Raw genomic sequence first — 17,611 nt, 5'->3', positions numbered from 1 at the left:
AATGTCCGGCCGGTGCGAAAGAGACTGCACCGGTTATACCGTCATGGGACGCACGCTATTCCCGTGCATTTGTAACGATGCGCAGGATGGCGACGCAAGCGGATGCGCCGCCATTCGCAACGTTTATTTTCGTTCAGGCAGGAACCAGTTCATCACGAGCGCGCAAATACCACCCGTCGCGACGCCCGATTCCAGCACGTTCTTGAGCGCATGCGGCAGGCTAGTGAGAATCTCCGGCACCTGCGAAACGCCAAGGCCCAGCGCCAGCGAAACGGCGATGATCAGCAGCGCGCGGCGATCGAGCGTAATGCCCGAGAGAATGTTGATACCGGACGCGGCCACCGCGCCGAACATCACCATCGCCGCGCCGCCAAGCACCGGCTCCGGCACGGCTTGCAGCACGCCCGCGACCGGCGGGAACAAACCGAGCAGCACGAGCATGCCTGCGATCCAGAGGCCGACGTGGCGGCTCGCAATGCCCGTGAGTTGAATCACGCCGTTGTTCTGCGCGAACACCGAACTCGGGAACGTATTGAACACGCCGGCCAGCAGCGAATTGAAACCATTGACAAGCACGCCGCCTTTAATGCGCTGCATCCACAGCGGACCTTCGACAGGCTGCTTCGAAATCTTGCTGGTCGCCGTGACGTCGCCGATCGCTTCGAGCGAAGTAACGAGGTAAATGATCAGCATCGGCACAAATAGCGACCACGAGAAACCGATGCCGAAATGCAGCGGGGTCGGAATCTGAAACACGGCGGCTTCCCGCGCGCCGGTAAAGTCGAGGCGACCGAGCGCGCCTGCCACGAGATAGCCAATGGCGAGTGCGATCACAAGCGCCGTGCTGCGAACCCACACCACGGGCACGCGATTGAGCAGAATGATCGTGCCCAGCACGGTGCATGAAAGCGCGAGATTCTGCGGGCTTGCGAAATTGCCCTTCGCAATGGCGCTGTAGCCGCCGCCCATGCTGATGAGACCGACCTTGATCAGCGTGAGACCGATGAGCAGCACCACGATGCCCGTAACGAGCGGCGTGATCAGGCGCTTGACGAAGGGCAGGATGCGCGAGACGCCCATTTCCACGAACGAGCCTGCAATGACGACGCCGAAAATAGCCGACATCACCGTTTCGACCGGCGTGCCTTGCTTGACCATCAGACTGCCGCCCGCGATCAGCGGACCGACGAAATTGAAGCTGGTTCCCTGAACGATGAGCAGGCCCGCGCCCAGCGGGCCGAAACGCTTGCACTGCAGGAAGGTGGCGATGCCCGAGATTACGAGCGACATCGAAACGATCAGCGTGGTGTCTCGGCTCGAAACGTTGAGCGCCTGGCAGATCAGCAGACCGGGCGTGACGATCGGCACGAGAATGGCCAGCAGATGTTGTAGCGCGGCGATGAAAGCAATGGTCGGGGCGGGGCGGTCGTCGGGGCCGTAGACGAGGTCGTGCGTCGGGTCGGTGTCGTCGCTGCTCTGGGTGGCGCGTGGGGCGGGGGAAGCGGGTTGCATCGGCGAGGCGGTGAAGGCGGGTGGAAAGGAAAAGGCGGGATTTTACCGGGTTGGTGGGGATCATGGCCGACGTCGGCGGTTTGCCGGCTTTCGCGCACTCAGGAAGCTGGAACCACGTTGGAACTTTTCGGGCGGTTGGCCCCCTTATTTACTGGGGTCAATTCCACAGAGGCGCACAGTAAAACGATGACAATCCGCATTCAATTACGCGCGGCCACGGCATGCGGCTTCGCATTGCTGCTCGCGAGCGGCGTTGCCGATGCAGCCGATGCAGCGCAAACCGTTCAGACAACGCAGTCAACCGGCAATCGAGCCGCTGTGCTTTGCCGGGCAGATCAGCTCGCCTTGCGTCTGGACGACGGTGGCGGTGATTTCAATGGCATGTCGCACAGCGGCACGTATATCGTGCTGCGCAATCGCGGCAACGTAGCGTGCGTGTTGCCCGGACGCGTTCCGGTTTCGTTTCTCGATGCACACAGGCGCGTGCTGCGCGCATCGGTGCAACCGATGCCCGGCATGCATCCCGGGCCCGTGGTGCGCCCCGTCACGGTGGCGGCGAAGGGCGAGGTGAGAAGGAGTTTGCGCTGGGTGTCCGGCGAAGTGTTCGACAACACCCAGTGTATCGATCCCGCTTATGTGCGGCTGCGTGTGGGGCAAGGCGCATTGACGGCGCGTTTTAGAGGCCATCTGTGCGGGACGGCGGACGACGGTCCGCGTTATCAGGTCGTGCCGTTCAAGTCCTGGCCGGAATGATCGAGCTCGTTGTACGCGCCTGAAACAGAGCGTTTGCGAAGTCCTCAATCGGGTCGTGAAAAATTGATGAAAAAAGACTTCGCAAATCGAAAGTTTGTCGATACAATGGCGACCCTCTTGCTCAGGTGGCGAAATTGGTAGACGCACTATCTTGAGGGGGTAGCGCCGCGAGGCATGCGGGTTCGAGTCCCGCCCTGAGCACCAGAGACTTTCCCAACACTTCCCAGGTGTTGCCATAAAACCCCGCCGGGCTTGGCTCCGCGGGGTTTTTTGTTGCAAAATATTCCCAGCACTTACCAGCACAAACAACCCCCGGGCGGGGGTTTATTCGGGGGCTTACCACCCTTGTGCTTGGTCTCTCCTGAAAACAACCCCCGCCCTGTCGACAAAGACAGGAGCGCGCGTGGCTCTCACGGAACTCGCAGTTCGCAATACGAAGCCGACGGATAAGCAGCAGAAATTGTTCGATGGCGGTGGCCTGTTTCTGCTGATTACACCTGCTGGCGGCCGCCGCTGGGTTCTCAAATATCGCTTCAACGGAAAAGAGAAAAGCCTTGCCCTCGGCACCTACCCCGAGGTGTCGCTTTCCGAGGCGCGAAAGCGCCGTGAGACCGCGCGTCAAAAGCTGGCTGACGGGACCGATCCGGGTGAGACGAAGAAGGCTGAGAAGAGGGCAGCAAAGCTCGCCGCCGGCAACTCTTTCGAGGCCGTCGCGCGAGCGTGGATGAAGGAGCGTCAGTCATATGTTGAGGCTGCGCAGCACGAGAAGACCTTGTCTCGCTTCGTAAACGATATCTTCCCTTGGATCGGCCGGCGGCCGATCTCAGAACTCGAAGCGCCCGAAATACTCGACGTGCTGAAGCGCATCGATAGCCGCGGCGCGCGCTATACCTCGCACCGTATCCGCAGCGAAATCAGCCGTGTATTCCGATATGGGATCAAGGAAGGCTTCTGCAAACATGACCCAGCGCGAGATCTGCAAGGCGCTATTCCGCCCGCGAAAACAACTCATTTTGCTTCGATCACGGATCCAGAAAAGGTCGGCGAGATGCTACGAGCGTTCGACGGTTTCTCTGGGACGTTCCCTGTTCTTTGCGCCTTGAAGTTGGCGCCTATGTTGTTCGTCCGACCAGGAGAGCTACGCAAGGCGGAATGGGAAGAGGTCAATCTCGACAAGGCAGAATGGCGTTACCACGTCAGCAAGACCAAAACCGAGCATCTCGTCCCGCTCTCGACGCAGGCTGTCGCAATTCTGCACGAGTTGTATGCGTTGACCGGCTCGGGCCAATACCTGTTTCCCAGTGCGCGCGATCGTAAGCGTCCTATGAGCGATGCCACCATCAATGCCGCGCTGCGTCGGCTCGGATACGATACGCGCACTGAGATTACCGGCCACGGCTTCCGTGCAATGGCGCGCACTATTCTTCATGAGGAGCTTGAGCAGAAGCCGGAAGTGATCGAGCATCAGCTCGCGCACTCGGTTCCGGATAACCTTGGCCGCGCATACAACCGTACAAAGTTCATCAAGGACAGGCGCGCGATGATGCAGACATGGGCGGATTATCTGGATCGACTTAAGGTCGGCACGATCGCGCCTTCCTTCCCTGTGCCGCAGTAAGCGGGCGCGCAGGGCGACCCCGTGGCCGCGCGACACGGCAAGACGTGAAGCGCGCCTCTCTGCCCGTGAGGCAACAGCCGAATTAAAAAAATCTCGCCGAGGTCAAGAAAGGCAGACCGAAAAGACGTGTCTCAAAATGACGTTGCTAATGCAAATATCTTAGGCGCTTAGCAGCCTCTGCTTTAACTCTAGACTCTCTAAGATATGCGCGGCTTCAATCGGGTTACCCACGGGGTGCAGATCGATGCCTTTTTGTTCGCTCATGAACCGAAGTCGATCAAGCAACTCATTTGCGATTTGGCGCGCCTCCTTCGTTTCCGCATGCGTGAGTGACGCCGTGTTGATCAGCAACGAGGAGCGTGCTGGAGCAGACTCTGAACGTAGTAGGGATGCCGTAATATCCAGTTCAAGAATTTTGCTTTCGGCTTCTTTTTGAAGTGTGATCAGATGAGGCGCACTTTGGGGGAGACTTGTCACCTGCACAAGTTGCTTATCATGTGCGTAATCAATAGTCATCTCAGCGGATCCCGACACCGTAATTGAACGGTTGAATCGAGCTCGGCGTTCATCGTCGTCACGTGCGAATGCCGAACGCAAAGACCGAAGAAATTGTCTGGTAGGGATGGAATTTCGCTGCGCTGCGTCTTCGCCATCGTCAAATGACGTTCTTGTCCCGAAAGCTGAAAGGGTTCTGATTGCCGTATCAATCACCTGCTTTGCGGAGTAGCCGCGGACACTGGATTGATTGCCGACTTGGAAACCGTCGAACGGTGCAATGACTTCACCGAGTGCAACGCCGGAGAGCAGTTGCTGACGCATGAAATCCGCGACGTGCTGGATGATACCTAGCGCAGACTCCGCACGCTTGGTCCCCATCATCGCTTTCATCTGTTTGGGGTGGAACGATAGCGGCGTCGCGACTTCGCCTCGTTCCGGGCTTTCGTACTTGAGCAAAATAAGAGCTACAAACCGCTCTCCAGTAGACGCATTCGGCGTCCACAGGACCGGAGCAGCTTTTGCTGCGAATGGGGGCACATCCCAGAAATTCATGAATTGGACCAAAGGGACTCTCCAGCCGGGACATCAAGGCGCTGTTCAATATACAACGCAAGAGGTTGGAGCCGTAATGCGATCAGATCGATGATTGTTGCGGATATTGTGAAAATAGGATCGATCCGGCTATCGACCTTCCACTTTCGAACTTCTCGGGCCAGCAGTGTAAGCTTTTTTCCCTGCCTGAGCATTCTATCGGCCTCCGCGAGAACGCTTTGATCAGCGCGACGGCGCTCTGTCAACTGAGCAAGGATTTGGTTCACTTTGGCGATATGCCCAATGATTGTGCGCTGGGTGCTGTCCTTATCGAGTGTCTGATATAGGCGAGCGAGAGGTTGCAGTGCTAGGTTATGGTCGAAAAGCCACCACTTAGAACCGTCAAAGAGTAGATTCTGCGCGTGACGGTCAGGATTCGCCACCAATTCATCCCAAGCTGCGCCCTTAGGTGCGACCTCGTCGTCGCATACCTTTTGCCAGATGAATTCCGTGGCGAGTGCATCGTCATCTGCTTTCCGAGCGAAAAATGGGTCCGGTGGTTGGAACAAACTTCCAAAGAGGATTATCGGACCGTCTTTCAAACTCGCTGGAGGTGATTGCAAATCTTCCAATTCAGCGATTACGAGCGCTGGTCTAGGCACAGGGAGTCGTAAGGCCTGAGAGGCTAAGCCGCAAGCAAGCTCGATGTCGATCTGGGTCGGACGCGGAAGGAATTTTGCGAACACCGGAATTGCTGGCTCGTCGAGCCACGGCACCCCTGCCAAGCCTTTCCAGACATGGTTTAGATGTTTGCCGTGAACTTTTTCAGCCACACCAAGAAGTCTGAAGACGGGTGGCCGAGATGTGAGTTCGGCGAGATCAGCGGGCAAGTCGGTTCTCATCGATTTTTTCTCTGGAATCTCTGGTTCGAGAAAGTCGTCGCGGTAGCCACCACTACCGCTCCATAGAATGAACCAGATCAATCTGCTCGATCGGAATGCGGCCGCAGCGGTTCAATCTGAACTGGCCGGCGTGAAGCATCTTGCTTACCGTACGGCGGCTTAAGCCGAGCATTTCAGCGGCCTGGCTGATCGTCACGTGGGGCGGCCGCGGGTGCTGAGCGGCATGGAGCTCCAGAGCCCTATGCGCGATGCGAAGGATCTCCGCATCGCTAAGTCCCGCTGGACTCGTTTCAGGCACTTCGTCGTGGGTGCAGTGCTGTGCCGCCTTTGCAAGCGCTTCTGCGTCCCGCTGCAGGCGCAATGCAGCGTTCCGGATATCGGCTAGCGAATCTGACATGACGCCTCCCTTCTGTTTGGGATGCCCATATATTGCCACTTCTCACCATGTTTACAAATTCCTCTTGACGAAATCCTCTCGCATAACTACGCTTTAATCGTCGCTGAGACAACAGCGAACGGGTTTAGCAGCCCGAGAGTTCTGGGCGGACGAACCGCCGAAAGGCGGTATTTTTTCGTCCGTAGTATCATCGCGTACCCAGTTTATGGGTGGGCCATGGTGGGGAGGCGCTCGCGCCTGCCGGTTTCCTAGAACGCCGGTCTGCTAACCCCGCTATGTGCCTGCCCACCCGTTTAGCAGCGGCGGCAGGCTCCTACATGTTCTAGGAGTCCAAACCATGTCCTCCAAAGCATCTGCTCGTCCTGAGCAAATCAATCTCGCTTCCCTGCCGCGCGACGAACTGTTCACGCGCGCCCGTGCCGCGGGCCGCGAAAGTCTCGGAGATGCCGAGGCTCTCCAGCCATTCGCGGACCAGATGTTTCTGAACTGGGTGAACGTCCACATGCCGAGCTCTGCTGGCCAGACTGAGGATGAGTTCGGAAAGCTGGTCGACGCCGCGCATGATGAATTCTTCGTCGGCCTAAACGAAGGCGTCGTGACCTATCTATGCGCGCAGAAAGTCGGAAGCGGGCCCGATGTCATCGAACAGTTCGACGCGCTTCTGTCCGACGAGTCTATGAAAGCGTGGCGGATATTCAACGTGCTCGCGTTTATGGCGGCAGGCTTGGATGATGACAGGGCTGGTGAGCTTCCTGTTCGGTGCGCCGTAACAGAACTCCGCGACGATGTCGAAAAGCTCGCTTCGTCGATCATGAATCTCGCCTGGAAGGTGCGCCGTGGATAAGCCGGCTTCTATTCCAGTCCTTACGCACGAGAAATTCGCTCGCGTTCCCATCGAAAACGTGCGTCGGCGGGGCAGATATCCGAAATCAGTCGTTCGGCTCTGCGATGTGCGACGCGAGCGCCGTGACGACGAGGCGCGCTTGCGTGCTTGGGGGCGGGACCACGCTAACGCGTGTTGGCCCCTCGACCAGATTCGCGAAGAGAAGCAACGGAGCGACGCGTTTGACCTGCTTGAGGGGCGCAATGACGAAATCTGGCGGGAGATCAAGCAACTACAGGCGGATTCCGCGGCGCTCCTGGTCAAGGCAAGTCGATTGCAATGCCTGCTAGTCACGCAGCAAGTCGCCGAAGAGGCTCGCCAGGACGACCGCCATGGACAGTAACGCGCGCTCTGCCTGTGGGGCGTAAGGCCGGACGCCGCCCGACGTTCACTCACCTAAAGCTGAACAGAGCGCTGCCTCGCTTACAGTGAAGTGGTTATTTTTGGGATGTTTTGGGCGTATATTGCAATAGCAATTGCCTAAACGACAGGGGGCACAGATGTCTGAACAGGATGGCAACAAGGTGGTCAGTGGTGGGCTCGTCGTTTCGATGCGACCGCAGATTTCGGTTGAGCTACTGGCCGACGGAGAAGTGATGATTACTACGGCCGGAATTGCCGACAATTTCAAGGATGTTCAGATCGATTCCGTGCGCTTCCCGGTTGATTGCGCAAAGGAAATTGCGGACCAGCTATACAGGCTCATGGGAATCAGACCGGCTGCGTTGGACGAGGACAGCCCGTTCGCCTGAACGGGATATAAAGGTTACAACCGCGCCTAGCTCGACGGGGCGAAAGCAGGGAGTCCCTTACCCTGTTGGCGCGGTTCCAATTCGAAAGGGCGCGTTTCAAGGGGCGCGAAATGCCATACAAAGATCTATACCTGGCGCATGCGCTGCATGGCTCGCTTTTCCAAACGATCTGCATCCGGAAGGCGGCTCTTCTGGTCGCCTTGGACAATGACGTTCGGGATCAGTCAGAAATCGAAGCTGAACTCCCGAATAATGGAGATTACGCGCATTGGATGTCTCCTGAACTCGAGCCAAGCGGCAAATTGAAAACCTCGCGCGACAGATTTGAGCGCGCTCTGTTGAAATCCTTGGGCACAGGTCGCTTGAGCGCGGCGGTCGTTGCGCGGAACCTCGACGACGAGATCGACCCAATCTATACCCTGGTGCCGACTGAGGCAATTCGTGAATGGTGTCAGGAACGTGATGTCGATACAGGCGACTGGCTCATGCAGCACGAGGAATCCGATATTGAATTTACCAGCGAAACGGCCCACGAAATTGCGAACTACTACATGCCGAGTCTCGCGAGAACCGATGACTTCGATTTCGACGCTCTAGAGGCTTATAAATCGTCGGAGGAGAGCCGCCGAGAGGAGCTATTCCGGAGTTTGCTGCAAGAAGTGCAAAGGCTTCGAGCTGAGGTGCCGCATGCCCGCAGAACGGAGGCTGAATCGCCTATCAATACAAAGGAGAAGAATTCTCTTCTGACGGTGATTGCCGCCCTTGTGAATGCGTTGGATGGACGCTTGCCAAACGGCTACAAGCGTGCGGAAGCCGTGGCGCGGTTCACGGACCAGATCGGCGCATCGGTTTCTGTCAACACAGTAGACAAGATTCTCAAGCAGACTGATTCGGCCGTTGAGCGCCGACGTGATGCATACAAGTAGTTAGTTCCTCAATTGAGTCGAAAGTTACCTCAATTGAGATTTATAAGGGTAGTCGACGCATAGCATTCGTTCACCAAATGTACCCAACAGGGTGAACGAATGAAAAACATTGCCGAAACTCGGGCGACCGAGCCCGCTGCCCCGCCGATCCTCCCCGCGATGGGCCTGTCGAAATGGCCTCAGATCGCTCCCTTCCTCCCGTTCGGCCGCGAGACGTGGCGCAAGATGGTGCGCGCCGGGAAGGCTCCCCAGCCGATCCGCTTTTCCGGCACCTGCAGCGCCTACCGGAACGAGGAAATCCATAAGTTCCTCGCAGATCCCCTGAATTACACCGCCGAAGCGGTCGTCTGCGGCACCCTTGCTGCTTGAGGTCTGCCATGCCGACAGTCCAAGTACGCGCGCGCGCCGTGCGCGTCTTTACTCGACCACGCCTTCGCACATGGTCTATCCATCAGGCGGATCCCGCACAGGTGGACGGCGAAGCCCGCGCCGACTACGAGCGCGAACTGCGTATTAGTGCTATCGGCTCTTTGATCGAGGCCTCATGCGCAACGCGTCTCTGGCGCCGGGTCTGTTGCTACGAGATGGCCCAGGAGATCCGTCGTCGATCGCCGGGCCGACGGCTCGCTATGGAGCTGGCGTTGCAGGAGTCCATGCTATGAGCTTCCAGGCGATGACATGGGCCGTCGTGCAGGATCTCCCGGCGCTCCAGAAACTGGTGTTATTGATGCTCGCGAACCGGACGAATCCCGACACGGGAAGGTGTGATCCGAGTCACGAAAAGCTCTCGGCCGACTGCGGCATGAGTAAGGATTCCGTCAAGCGCGCGATAGCCGAACTCGCTGATAAGGGCTTGCTGGACATCCGTCGACAAGCTCAGAACGGCGTGAATCTGCCGAACCAATACACGCTTAGGGTGGGGTCATCCGTAGGGGCAGTGGGTGCTGATAGCCCCTATGGGGTGGGTTCTGATAGCACCCAGGGTGGGTGCTCACAGCAGGGAGGGGTGGGTGCTGACAGCACTACAAAACATGAAGTTAAAACAGAAAAGAAACTCTCTCTCTTGAGCGATTCGAAATTCGATGATGCATGGAAGTCGTATCCGAAACGTGAAGGGGGAAATTCAAAGCAGGCAGCTTTGAAGGCATGGACTGCACGAGTCCGTGAGGGCGTCGATCCGGATGTACTTGTGTCGGCCACGAAGGCATACGCCGTTGCAATGCAGAAGGCGGGAAACGTCGGGACGCGATACGTCCGGCAGGCGTCGACGTTCTTTGGCCCTGATCGTCACTTTGACGAGTTTGCGACAACCGGCAAGACTCAGGACGGACTGTTCCAGGCTGCCGAACTCGCCGACAACTGGTGGACTCGCGCCGGGTTCCGCAACGAGTGGGACGCGATGAACGCTGGCTGCACCGAGCGGAATTCGGTCCTGTGGCGGGACGGCCGCCCGACTCGCAGGCTCGCTGGCTCCAACGTCGAGCCCTGGCCGGAGACCACCGCATGAATGCACGGGAACTGGCCGTATTTATGGCCGACAACGCGCAGCAGGTCGTCGAGCATCTGCTGCCCAATGGCCGCAAGTCGGGGAAGGAATGGAAGGTGGGCAGCGTCGCCGGCGAGAAAGGCAACAGCATGTCTGTGTGCCTGTCTGGCGCGAAGCGCGGCGTGTGGAAGGATTTCGACAGTGGCGATGCAGGCGACCTGCTTGACCTTTGGTGCGCGTGCCGCGCGCTGTCTGTCGCTGAGGCGATGCGCGAGGCGAAGCAGTTTCTCGGCGTGCGCGATGAGATGCCGAAGCGTCAGGCGCCGACGTACCAGCGCCCGGAGCGCCCGAAGGCGCGTCGCGCGACGTCGCTCCTCGAAGAGTGGTTCGCCTCGCGCGGTGTGACGATGGAAACGGCGAACGCGTTCAAGGTTGCAGAACAGCCTCGCGGTGACGCCTTGTATGCCGTGTTCCCATACTTCCGGGGCGCGGAGTTGATCAACGCGAAGTACCGCAACATCGCCGATAAAAAAGACATGCGGCAGGAGGCGGGCGCCGAGCCGTGCCTGTACGGCTGGGATCTGATCGACCCGTCGTGTCGTACGGTGGCGATCGCCGAGGGCGAGCTCGACGCGATGACGCTGCATCAGGTTGGCATTCCCGCGCTGTCGGTGAACGCCGGCGCAGGGAATCACCAGTGGATCGACAACGACTGGGAGCGTCTCGAACGCTTCAGCGAGATTCTCCTTTGCTACGACAACGACGAGCCTGGCCGCAAGGGCGCGCGCGAGGCTGCAAACCGCCTCGGCAATGAACGGTGTCGTGTCGTCACCTTTGACGAAGCAAAGGACGCGAACGAGTTCCTGATGGGCGGCGCGCAGCCTGCTGACTTCAAACGCTGCTGCTCGGCGGCCCGCGGCTTCGATCCGGACGAGCTGCGCTCGATCGCGGACTTCTGGCCGGCTGTAAAGGCGCTGTTCTATCCGGCTGAAGAAGATTTTCATGAGCCGTTTCTCACGCTGTGCGGTGTTTCGCAGGTGTGGTTTGAGTTTCGTGGCGGCGAAGTAACCGTCTGGACCGGATACAACGGTCACGGGAAGTCGCTGCTGCTCAACCAGGTTTTGCTGGGACTCATGAATCAGGGAGAGCGCGCTGTTGTGTTTTCCGGCGAGTTGCCGCCAGCCAGGCAAGGGGAGCGGATGTCGAAGCAGATGGGCGGACTTGATCGTCCGTCGCCTGCCTATCTCGACCACATGGGCGAATGGCTCCGCGATCGCCTGTGGCTGTTCAACCTCAACGGCACTGCGTCCATCGACCGACTGATTTCGGTGTTCACCTACGCGTTCAAACGCTACGGCATTCGCCACTGCGTGATCGACAGCCTGATGATGACCGACGTCCAGTCGGATGGGTCTGGTGCCATCACGTCGCAGAAGGAGGCGATGCGCAAGCTCGCTAACTGGGCGCGTGCCAATGGCACACATGTGCATCTGGTGGCTCATCCACGCAAGGGGCTGGACGAGAAGAAAACGCCCGGCAAGCAGGACGTTTCCGGCGCTGGTGTACTCACGGACGCCGCTGACAACGTCTTCGCGGTCTGGTCGGCCCAGAAGGATGAAGCAATGCCCGACGACGACACGCCGGATGGATTTCTCACGTTGCACAAGCAACGAAACGGAGAGACCCAACGCCGTTCAATCCCACTGTTTTTTAACAACGAGGCGCAGCAATACAGCACGAGCATCGCGCGCCGGCCATACGTCTATCTCTCGTTCAGCAACGTCAACCAGGAGCATCCCGCATGAACCCGATCCCCGGAACCGTTCGATTTTCCGATATTCGTGATGCGCTGGTTCGGCGCTTCGAAGTCAACGGAACCCACACGTTCGAGCCGGTGTCAGGTTCGATGCCTCGGGCGGAGCAGGGTGAAGCCATCAAACGCAACTACGCGACTTTTGAAACTCGCGTCCGACTCGGGGTGGACGACTGGAAAGGCTTCTGTCCGTACGAAATCGCCGATTGGGCGGTGGTACTGACCGTGCCGGAATTCGGCGCATGGCAGGACATCCGCTCGTGCGGCTTGCCACTGTGGCCTCGTCTGCCCGTCGGCGAATTCACAGTTAGCTTCGGCAATCCCCAGGCGAAGGTCGCACTCCAGGTCGGCACCGAATACGACGGTATTTCGGCGGATGAGCTGCGCGCCGATCACTGGCTCACGCAGATCGGCTGGCGCGTCTTCCGTGTTCCCTTCGAGAACTGCCTGCGCGTGATGGATACGCCCAGCGATGTCGTAGAGCGCGAAGGCGAGGTTAGCGACCACTATAGGGCGCAGTACCTCACCGAGACGCTGGCGGGCACGATTCAGGATCTCCGGCATGCGCTTATATCAGCAAGTGCAAGGATCCGCTAATTGGCATAACTGATGGAGTGTTGGTTCGGCTTTCTCAACCGGAGATAAAAATGGCAAAGACCGATGTGACAAACTCGATGATTGATGCCGCAATGGATATCGGCGTCAAAACCGGCCTGTTCTCTCAGCATCCCAAACGGGAAGACGTTAAGAAGATGCTTGAGGGAGCGCTTGCACTAAACAGCGGCCGCGGAACCGAAAAATTCAATTGTCAGGTGAAGGATGCCTCCGGCCAAAAGAAAGTACGTGCGCGGATTCTCGGACCTGAACCTGGGCGCCAAGGCTATCTGGAGGTTGAAACAGAAGAGGGCAAACATCTTCACGTGCACGCAAACGAGGTCTATTCGTATAGTGCCTACAAACCACGCGGTAGCCAATCGTGAAGCAGATCGAACGCAGCGGCTCGGCACAGCGTGAGATAGCCACGATCCTCGACGAAAATCCGGGCATCACCATCGCAAATATCGCTGCCATGAGGCGCGTCAACGAGCGTGCAATCGCCCGGCAGCTCGATCGTCTCGTGGACCTTGATGTCGTGCGCTCAGAGGGATACCCGAAGCGGTGGTATCGCACTGGTCGACCGTTGCCGGCGGTGGTTCCGCGCACGCAGAAATCCGAAAAGATCGAGCAGCGTCGGCGGCGAGAAAAAGAGCGCGCATCGACGACTTTCTGCATTCCGGCGCCGGGCGAGCTTGAGCGCATCTTCCTGACATGGCAACGTTGTGGAGGTGAATATGCCAACTGAGAGGGATCTGGTGCGCGAGGACTCCAGCACGCGGCTCATCTGCGACGCGCTGGAGCGTCTGGGCCCGCGCACGCAAGCGCAACTGGCACGCCAAATCGAGGTAACGATCAGCTGCGCATGCAAATGCCTGAAGCTGCTGCGCGATGAGCGCTATGTGCGGCTCGTTGGCCAGACCAACAACATCAAAGGCGTATCGAACGGCAAGCTGCCGTTTCTGTACGCGCGCACGATCAAGCCGTTGCCGGACGTAAGAACAGGAGAGATGCTGCCAGCGCCCACGGCCAATGAATTGCGCGACATCATGAACCAGATTATCCGGCGGCAAGCTTCCATCGGAGCAGGAAATGTTCGTACAGTGAGTTCGCCTGCAATCGAGGCGTCTCCTAAAGATGAGAGCTAGCCCCAGTCACCTGGGGCTCTTTTTTCGATGAAGCCTGAATCCGTCTTCTGCCCAATCTGCCGCGCTGAATGGCAAATCTCCACGATCGCACTCGTTCGGCGCCGCGCGCCGCTTTGGTGTGACGCGTGCGTGAAAAAGGCGGATGAACGGCTTGCCGAGGCCATCAGGAGACATCCCGATGACGGTGCCGCGAATAGGTCAAGCGGGGTAGAAGGAAGGCCGAGCGGGGGCCATTAGCCCAGCCCTGAATAACCGGTGTCGCGCCGGCTCAATAAACGTGGATGAATGGCGGAGTCGCACTGCCACGACCGGGTGGAATGGCCGAACGGACCAAGCCGCGGCAGCCCGACGAATCCGGATATACCGCCCGCGACGTAGCGCACCATTCTCTGTTTGATGGTCATTTGACGGTCATTTTCAGAGAATCAAAAAGCGCGTGGACCCGCGATGCGGGTGGGAAGTCACGCCCTTTCCATCGGTCAAGCGTTTGCAGAAGGAAACCAACTCATGATGACCTACGCGATCTTCACGACTGACGGAACGATGCTGGCGCGACTCACCACGGCCACGCCGCCCACGCTCGAACAGATGGCCGACCACTGTGCGGCCGTGCAAGGCTTCGCTGATCGAGACGAATGGATGGTCGCGGCGCGTATCGACCAGATCGCCTACGCGCCCGTGCACTAACCTCTCACTCGTCCATCGACGCTCCGTAGGACCGGCACAAGCGCCTGAATGCTTCCACCTTCGCCTGTTCGCCAAGCCTATCGCGAGCAGGTCGCATCTCGAACTGGATTGCCTGCTGGATAGTCGTCACGTTCGGCGCCTCATGCGCAGCCTTGGCGTCGCGATAGCCCTTCGAGAGCGCGTCTCGCACTTTCTCCATGCCATCCGCGTCCTGAACGGCGATGCTCAGCAGCACAGCCTCGATCGCGTCAAGTCGTGCCTGGATCAGTTTGGTCTCGTAATCCATCGTTGCTCCGTAGCGTGTCGCAGCCAAAACGGCTGCCCCCGAACTGTAAGTGACGTCAATGAAGATGCCAAATCAGCATCGGATCTGAACGGCACTGACGGGATAGGGTGGCGCAGGGCGATGGGATAAGTGCAGGTCGACCACTTCCCCGCAGGACTGAGCGTAAGTCGTTGGACAGTGTGACTCGCTCAGAGATAGTCGCAAATTCGTCTCGCGCGCACGCGTATGCACGCGCGTGGAAAGGCTCAGCATCGAGTGTGATTGGGGAGGGAAGGGTGGCGGAGGAAGGTCTCTAGCGCACGCCAAAAACATCCATCAGCGATGCGTTTCATCGCCTGAATTGACCTTACATCAACCATTCGCTGATGTGTTGATGCACTGCACAAACACAGATAACGGGCCAATATCACGGCCGATGCCGCGTAAATCATTGATTATATTGAATTGGTGTGGCGCACAACAATTTAACATAATGGTATTTATCGGCAGTTTGGACTGATATATCATGTGATTCGCCCGTCGATGAGAACGATTCGCAACTCTGGGACCACCCCATGGCCCCGCCGGACGGGTGGATAAATTTGCCAGACCCTCTCTCCAATCCGCGCATCAAAAAAACATTCGGTGCCCACCGTTGCGCCCACGGTGGACCCTTGCTGGACGGGCTTTGCGGGGATTTTCGCATGAAGTCCGCGCCCGCGTCAGAGACCGTTTTTGAGTCGGTCAGTCGAGGCGGGCGTCCTCAAAATTGAGGATCTCCCGGCCCGCCCGGATAGGGTCAGGAAAAGTGCCGATGATCTTCCGCGAGGAGGATTTTGCATGGCACTCACCAACGCAGCGCTGCTGAAGGCGATATCGGAAGACCGGGCGCTCGCCTCGTCGATGATGTTTCCGCATCGTCACCCGCAGGCGTCTCCGGCTTTCCACGTCGAGATGATGGATCTCTGGCGCAGCGTCGACGAGTTCGCGATGATCGAGGCGTTCCGGGAGGGCGCCAAGTCGACGCTCTCGGAGGAATTCCTGTTGCTGGAGGCGGCTTTCGGCAACTTCGGTTACTGCCTGATCATCGGCGAAACGTACACGAAGGCATGTCAGCGGCTTGAGGCGATCAAGTTCGAGGCCTCGCGCAACATGAAGCTGCAGAGCCTCTTTGGACGGCTGAAGGCGGCCGGCAGACTGTGGAACGAGCATCAGATCGAATTGCCGAATGGGGTTCTGCTCGAGGCGCACGGGTGGGAGGAAGAGCTGCGCGGGTTCAAATGGCACGACCTGCGGCCGGACCGCGCGTATCTCGATGATATCGAGAACAAGGAACGGGTGAAGGACGCGGCGGCGGTCAATGCGTCGATGAAGAAGCTCTACCTTGAGCTGATGCCGGCGATGGACAAGGTCAAGGGCAAGATCCGCATCACGGGCACGCCACTGGCCGAAGACTGCATGATCACGCGCTTGCGCGCGAACCCCGACTGGACCAGCCGGCGCTATCCGATCTGCGACGGCGACATTGACGACCCGGAAACGAAGGCGACGTGGCCGGAGCGATATCCGATGGATTGGATCCGCAAGAAGCGCGACGAGATGGAGCGGGCGGGGCAACTGCGCGGGTTCATGCAGGAATACATGCTGGAGGCGATCGGCTCGCAGGACAAGCCGTTCGAGGAGGATCACATCCGCGAATGCGCGCTCGATCCTGCGCCATGGTTGCCGAAGGTGGTGATCACCGACCCGGCGCGCACGACGGACGTGAAAAAGAGCGACCGTACGGGGCGTGTGGTGGTGAGCCGTCTTGGTACGCGGATTTTCGTGCACGACTCGTCGGGCGAGTACTGGAAGCCGGACGAGATCATCGATGACGCGTTCAAGTCTTCCGGCCGGCATGGGAACGCGTCGGTAGCGATCGAAAAGAATTCGCTCGACGAATGGCTGCTGCAGCCGATGCGCGCGGAGATGCTTCGTCGCGGCACGACACTCGTGCTGCGTGCGCTGTCCGCTCCTCAGGATCGGGACAAGGTCCAGTTCATTATGGGCCTGCAACCGTTCTTTCAGGCAGGCGACATTGTTCTCGTCGGCGGCCGCGGCGCGCATCCGAAACTCGTGTCTGAAATCCTCAACTTCCCGAGCGGCAAGCGAGACATCCTGAACGCACTGGCGTACGTGCAGCGGGTGTTCGCCGGCATTCCGGTCTACGAAGACTTTGGCGAATGGAATCTCACCAGCGAATACGAGCCCACTCAGCAGAACCCGCTGGCGCTTGCCTTCAATGCGAGCGGAACTGAAACCACCGCGGCACTCGTGTGCATCGAGGGTCAACGGGCGGTGGTCGTTGCCGACTGGGTATCATCCGTTCCGCCGAAAGATGCCGTGCCCGATATCGCCCAGCTGGTTCGCGCGGCGTTCCCGCGCGCGCGGATCACCGCTTGGCTCCCCGCCGACGTGATGGATCAGTCCGATCGTATGCCGATCGTTCCCGCATTGCGCGCTGCGAACATGCACCCGATGCGCGGGGCCTACATCAACGTTGCTCGTGGTGCGCTTTCTCCGTTGATTCGCACCGAATCGAAGGGACGGCGCCTGTTCCTGGTCGATCGCGATGGCGCAACCCACACCCTCAACGCGATGGCTGGCGGCTATGTCTTTCCGATGGACCGATCAGGAAATAAAGGTAGTCTCCCCGAGACTGGTCCGCACAGAACCTTGATCGAAGGTCTGGAAGCGGCGATTCAAGTTATCGGCTCTCAACGCGCGGACGTCCTGCCGGAAGGCGTGAACATGGGCACCAATCCGCAGGGTGTGAGCTACCTGACCACTTTGCCGCGGAGATAACC

General features: G+C 58.8%; 21 protein-coding genes and 1 tRNA gene. 16 read left to right on the top strand and 6 right to left on the bottom strand.

Going from position 1 to position 17,611, the window contains the following annotated elements:
- Nucleotides 1-123: 123 nt before the first annotated feature.
- Nucleotides 124-1,512, bottom strand: coding sequence for a uracil-xanthine permease family protein (locus tag BMY06_RS22935; RefSeq protein ID WP_074985460.1), 1,389 nt, complete (start codon nt 1,510-1,512; stop codon nt 124-126).
- Nucleotides 1,513-1,629: 117 nt separating this feature from the next.
- On the opposite strand from BMY06_RS22935, the gene BMY06_RS22930 reads away from it, so the two are divergent.
- The 3 genes from BMY06_RS22930 to BMY06_RS22920 all read left to right on the top strand — a co-directional run bounded on the left by BMY06_RS22930 (nt 1,630) and on the right by BMY06_RS22920 (nt 3,883).
- On the top strand, nt 1,630-2,265 hold the full coding sequence (locus BMY06_RS22930) for a DUF4232 domain-containing protein (protein WP_124263329.1): 636 nt from the start codon (nt 1,630-1,632) through the stop codon (nt 2,263-2,265).
- Nucleotides 2,266-2,384: 119 nt separating this feature from the next.
- Nucleotides 2,385-2,469, top strand: a tRNA-Leu gene (locus BMY06_RS22925).
- A gap of 199 nt (nt 2,470-2,668) precedes the next feature.
- On the top strand, nt 2,669-3,883 hold the full coding sequence (locus BMY06_RS22920) for a tyrosine-type recombinase/integrase (protein WP_074985456.1): 1,215 nt from the start codon (nt 2,669-2,671) through the stop codon (nt 3,881-3,883).
- Between the two features lie 159 nt (nt 3,884-4,042).
- Here BMY06_RS22920 and BMY06_RS22915 read toward each other — a convergent pair whose 3' ends face one another.
- The 3 genes from BMY06_RS22915 to BMY06_RS22905 are packed head-to-tail and all read right to left on the bottom strand — an operon-like array spanning nt 4,043 to nt 6,211.
- Entirely contained in the window at nt 4,043-4,933 is an 891-nt protein-coding gene (locus BMY06_RS22915) for a hypothetical protein (RefSeq protein WP_074985445.1), read from the bottom strand.
- A complete protein-coding gene (locus BMY06_RS40215; protein ID WP_244144277.1) occupies nt 4,930-5,895 on the bottom strand; it encodes a hypothetical protein in 966 nt (321 codons plus the stop codon). The genes BMY06_RS22915 and BMY06_RS40215 overlap by 4 nt, the downstream gene beginning before the upstream one ends.
- Nucleotides 5,867-6,211 (bottom strand): helix-turn-helix domain-containing protein, encoded by a 345-nt coding sequence (locus tag BMY06_RS22905; RefSeq protein ID WP_124263330.1) that lies wholly within the window; start codon nt 6,209-6,211, stop codon nt 5,867-5,869. Before BMY06_RS22905 ends, BMY06_RS40215 begins: the two co-directional genes overlap by 29 nt.
- A gap of 337 nt (nt 6,212-6,548) precedes the next feature.
- Here BMY06_RS22905 and BMY06_RS22900 point away from each other — a divergent pair, with 337 nt between their 5' ends.
- The 11 genes from BMY06_RS22900 to BMY06_RS22845 all read left to right on the top strand — a co-directional run bounded on the left by BMY06_RS22900 (nt 6,549) and on the right by BMY06_RS22845 (nt 13,813).
- Nucleotides 6,549-7,055: a hypothetical protein gene (locus BMY06_RS22900; RefSeq protein WP_074985443.1), complete on the top strand. Its 507-nt coding sequence runs from the start codon at nt 6,549-6,551 to the stop codon at nt 7,053-7,055.
- Nucleotides 7,048-7,437: a hypothetical protein gene (locus BMY06_RS38895; RefSeq protein WP_124263331.1), complete on the top strand. Its 390-nt coding sequence runs from the start codon at nt 7,048-7,050 to the stop codon at nt 7,435-7,437. The genes BMY06_RS22900 and BMY06_RS38895 overlap by 8 nt, the downstream gene beginning before the upstream one ends.
- Nucleotides 7,438-7,594: 157 nt before the next feature.
- The gene (locus BMY06_RS22890) at nt 7,595-7,846 is read left to right on the top strand and encodes a hypothetical protein (RefSeq protein ID WP_074985440.1); all 252 of its coding nucleotides are present in this window, start codon (nt 7,595-7,597) and stop codon (nt 7,844-7,846) included.
- A 110-nt stretch (nt 7,847-7,956) separates the two neighbouring features.
- Nucleotides 7,957-8,772 carry a hypothetical protein gene (locus BMY06_RS22885; RefSeq protein ID WP_074985438.1) on the top strand — a complete coding sequence of 272 codons (816 nt, stop codon included), beginning with the start codon at nt 7,957-7,959 and terminating at the stop codon, nt 8,770-8,772.
- 99 nt (nt 8,773-8,871) lie between these two features.
- Nucleotides 8,872-9,141: a helix-turn-helix transcriptional regulator gene (locus BMY06_RS22880; protein ID WP_074985435.1), complete on the top strand. Its 270-nt coding sequence runs from the start codon at nt 8,872-8,874 to the stop codon at nt 9,139-9,141.
- A 289-nt stretch (nt 9,142-9,430) separates the two neighbouring features.
- Nucleotides 9,431-10,279 (top strand): helix-turn-helix domain-containing protein, encoded by an 849-nt coding sequence (locus BMY06_RS22870; protein WP_074985431.1) that lies wholly within the window; start codon nt 9,431-9,433, stop codon nt 10,277-10,279.
- The gene (locus tag BMY06_RS22865) at nt 10,276-12,063 is read left to right on the top strand and encodes a toprim domain-containing protein (RefSeq protein WP_074985429.1); all 1,788 of its coding nucleotides are present in this window, start codon (nt 10,276-10,278) and stop codon (nt 12,061-12,063) included. The genes BMY06_RS22870 and BMY06_RS22865 overlap by 4 nt, the downstream gene beginning before the upstream one ends.
- Nucleotides 12,060-12,668: a PDDEXK family nuclease gene (locus BMY06_RS22860; RefSeq protein WP_074985428.1), complete on the top strand. Its 609-nt coding sequence runs from the start codon at nt 12,060-12,062 to the stop codon at nt 12,666-12,668. The genes BMY06_RS22865 and BMY06_RS22860 overlap by 4 nt, the downstream gene beginning before the upstream one ends.
- 50 nt (nt 12,669-12,718) lie before the next feature.
- Nucleotides 12,719-13,051: a hypothetical protein gene (locus BMY06_RS38890; protein WP_124263204.1), complete on the top strand. Its 333-nt coding sequence runs from the start codon at nt 12,719-12,721 to the stop codon at nt 13,049-13,051.
- A complete protein-coding gene (locus tag BMY06_RS22850) occupies nt 13,048-13,413 on the top strand; it encodes a helix-turn-helix domain-containing protein (RefSeq protein ID WP_074985424.1) in 366 nt (121 codons plus the stop codon). The genes BMY06_RS38890 and BMY06_RS22850 overlap by 4 nt, the downstream gene beginning before the upstream one ends.
- Nucleotides 13,403-13,813: a hypothetical protein gene (locus BMY06_RS22845; RefSeq protein ID WP_074985422.1), complete on the top strand. Its 411-nt coding sequence runs from the start codon at nt 13,403-13,405 to the stop codon at nt 13,811-13,813. Before BMY06_RS22850 ends, BMY06_RS22845 begins: the two co-directional genes overlap by 11 nt.
- Before the next feature lie 233 nt (nt 13,814-14,046).
- Here BMY06_RS22845 and BMY06_RS39680 read toward each other — a convergent pair whose 3' ends face one another.
- Nucleotides 14,047-14,217 (bottom strand): hypothetical protein, encoded by a 171-nt coding sequence (locus tag BMY06_RS39680; protein WP_161495594.1) that lies wholly within the window; start codon nt 14,215-14,217, stop codon nt 14,047-14,049.
- Between the two features lie 103 nt (nt 14,218-14,320).
- Here BMY06_RS39680 and BMY06_RS22840 point away from each other — a divergent pair, with 103 nt between their 5' ends.
- Complete coding sequence (locus tag BMY06_RS22840; protein ID WP_074985421.1) at nt 14,321-14,500, top strand: hypothetical protein; 180 nt, start codon at nt 14,321-14,323, stop codon at nt 14,498-14,500.
- Between the two features lie 4 nt (nt 14,501-14,504).
- Here BMY06_RS22840 and BMY06_RS22835 read toward each other — a convergent pair whose 3' ends face one another.
- Nucleotides 14,505-14,786, bottom strand: a complete 282-nt coding sequence (locus tag BMY06_RS22835; RefSeq protein ID WP_074985419.1) for a hypothetical protein — start codon at nt 14,784-14,786, stop codon at nt 14,505-14,507.
- Nucleotides 14,787-15,605: 819 nt separating this feature from the next.
- On the opposite strand from BMY06_RS22835, the gene BMY06_RS22830 reads away from it, so the two are divergent.
- The gene (locus BMY06_RS22830; protein ID WP_074985418.1) at nt 15,606-17,609 is read left to right on the top strand and encodes a hypothetical protein; all 2,004 of its coding nucleotides are present in this window, start codon (nt 15,606-15,608) and stop codon (nt 17,607-17,609) included.
- Nucleotides 17,610-17,611: the final 2 nt, after the last annotated feature.

Origin of the sequence: Paraburkholderia tropica (assembly GCF_900109265.1) — a bacterium.
Taxonomy (GTDB): domain Bacteria; phylum Pseudomonadota; class Gammaproteobacteria; order Burkholderiales; family Burkholderiaceae; genus Paraburkholderia; species Paraburkholderia tropica.
The sequence above is the reverse complement of the archived record's forward strand: the minus strand, read 5'-3'. Positions and strand labels throughout refer to the sequence as shown.

Bases quoted from the DNA above. Each gene is read 5' to 3' on its own strand.
- BMY06_RS22935 (WP_074985460.1), bottom strand. From the start codon at position 1,512: ATGCAACCCGCTTCCCCCGCCCCACGCGCCACCCAGAGCAGCGACGAC.
- BMY06_RS22915 (WP_074985445.1), bottom strand. From the start codon at position 4,933: ATGAATTTCTGGGATGTGCCCCCATTCGCAGCAAAAGCTGCTCCGGTC.
- BMY06_RS22905 (WP_124263330.1), bottom strand. From the start codon at position 6,211: ATGTCAGATTCGCTAGCCGATATCCGGAACGCTGCATTGCGCCTGCAG.
- BMY06_RS22900 (WP_074985443.1), top strand. From the start codon at position 6,549: ATGTCCTCCAAAGCATCTGCTCGTCCTGAGCAAATCAATCTCGCTTCC.
- BMY06_RS22890 (WP_074985440.1), top strand. From the start codon at position 7,595: ATGTCTGAACAGGATGGCAACAAGGTGGTCAGTGGTGGGCTCGTCGTT.
- BMY06_RS22885 (WP_074985438.1), top strand. From the start codon at position 7,957: ATGCCATACAAAGATCTATACCTGGCGCATGCGCTGCATGGCTCGCTT.
- BMY06_RS22880 (WP_074985435.1), top strand. From the start codon at position 8,872: ATGAAAAACATTGCCGAAACTCGGGCGACCGAGCCCGCTGCCCCGCCG.
- BMY06_RS22870 (WP_074985431.1), top strand. From the start codon at position 9,431: ATGAGCTTCCAGGCGATGACATGGGCCGTCGTGCAGGATCTCCCGGCG.
- BMY06_RS22865 (WP_074985429.1), top strand. From the start codon at position 10,276: ATGAATGCACGGGAACTGGCCGTATTTATGGCCGACAACGCGCAGCAG.
- BMY06_RS22860 (WP_074985428.1), top strand. From the start codon at position 12,060: ATGAACCCGATCCCCGGAACCGTTCGATTTTCCGATATTCGTGATGCG.
- BMY06_RS38890 (WP_124263204.1), top strand. From the start codon at position 12,719: ATGGCAAAGACCGATGTGACAAACTCGATGATTGATGCCGCAATGGAT.
- BMY06_RS22845 (WP_074985422.1), top strand. From the start codon at position 13,403: ATGCCAACTGAGAGGGATCTGGTGCGCGAGGACTCCAGCACGCGGCTC.
- BMY06_RS39680 (WP_161495594.1), bottom strand. From the start codon at position 14,217: ATGACCATCAAACAGAGAATGGTGCGCTACGTCGCGGGCGGTATATCC.
- BMY06_RS22840 (WP_074985421.1), top strand. From the start codon at position 14,321: ATGATGACCTACGCGATCTTCACGACTGACGGAACGATGCTGGCGCGA.
- BMY06_RS22835 (WP_074985419.1), bottom strand. From the start codon at position 14,786: ATGGATTACGAGACCAAACTGATCCAGGCACGACTTGACGCGATCGAG.
- BMY06_RS22830 (WP_074985418.1), top strand. From the start codon at position 15,606: ATGGCACTCACCAACGCAGCGCTGCTGAAGGCGATATCGGAAGACCGG.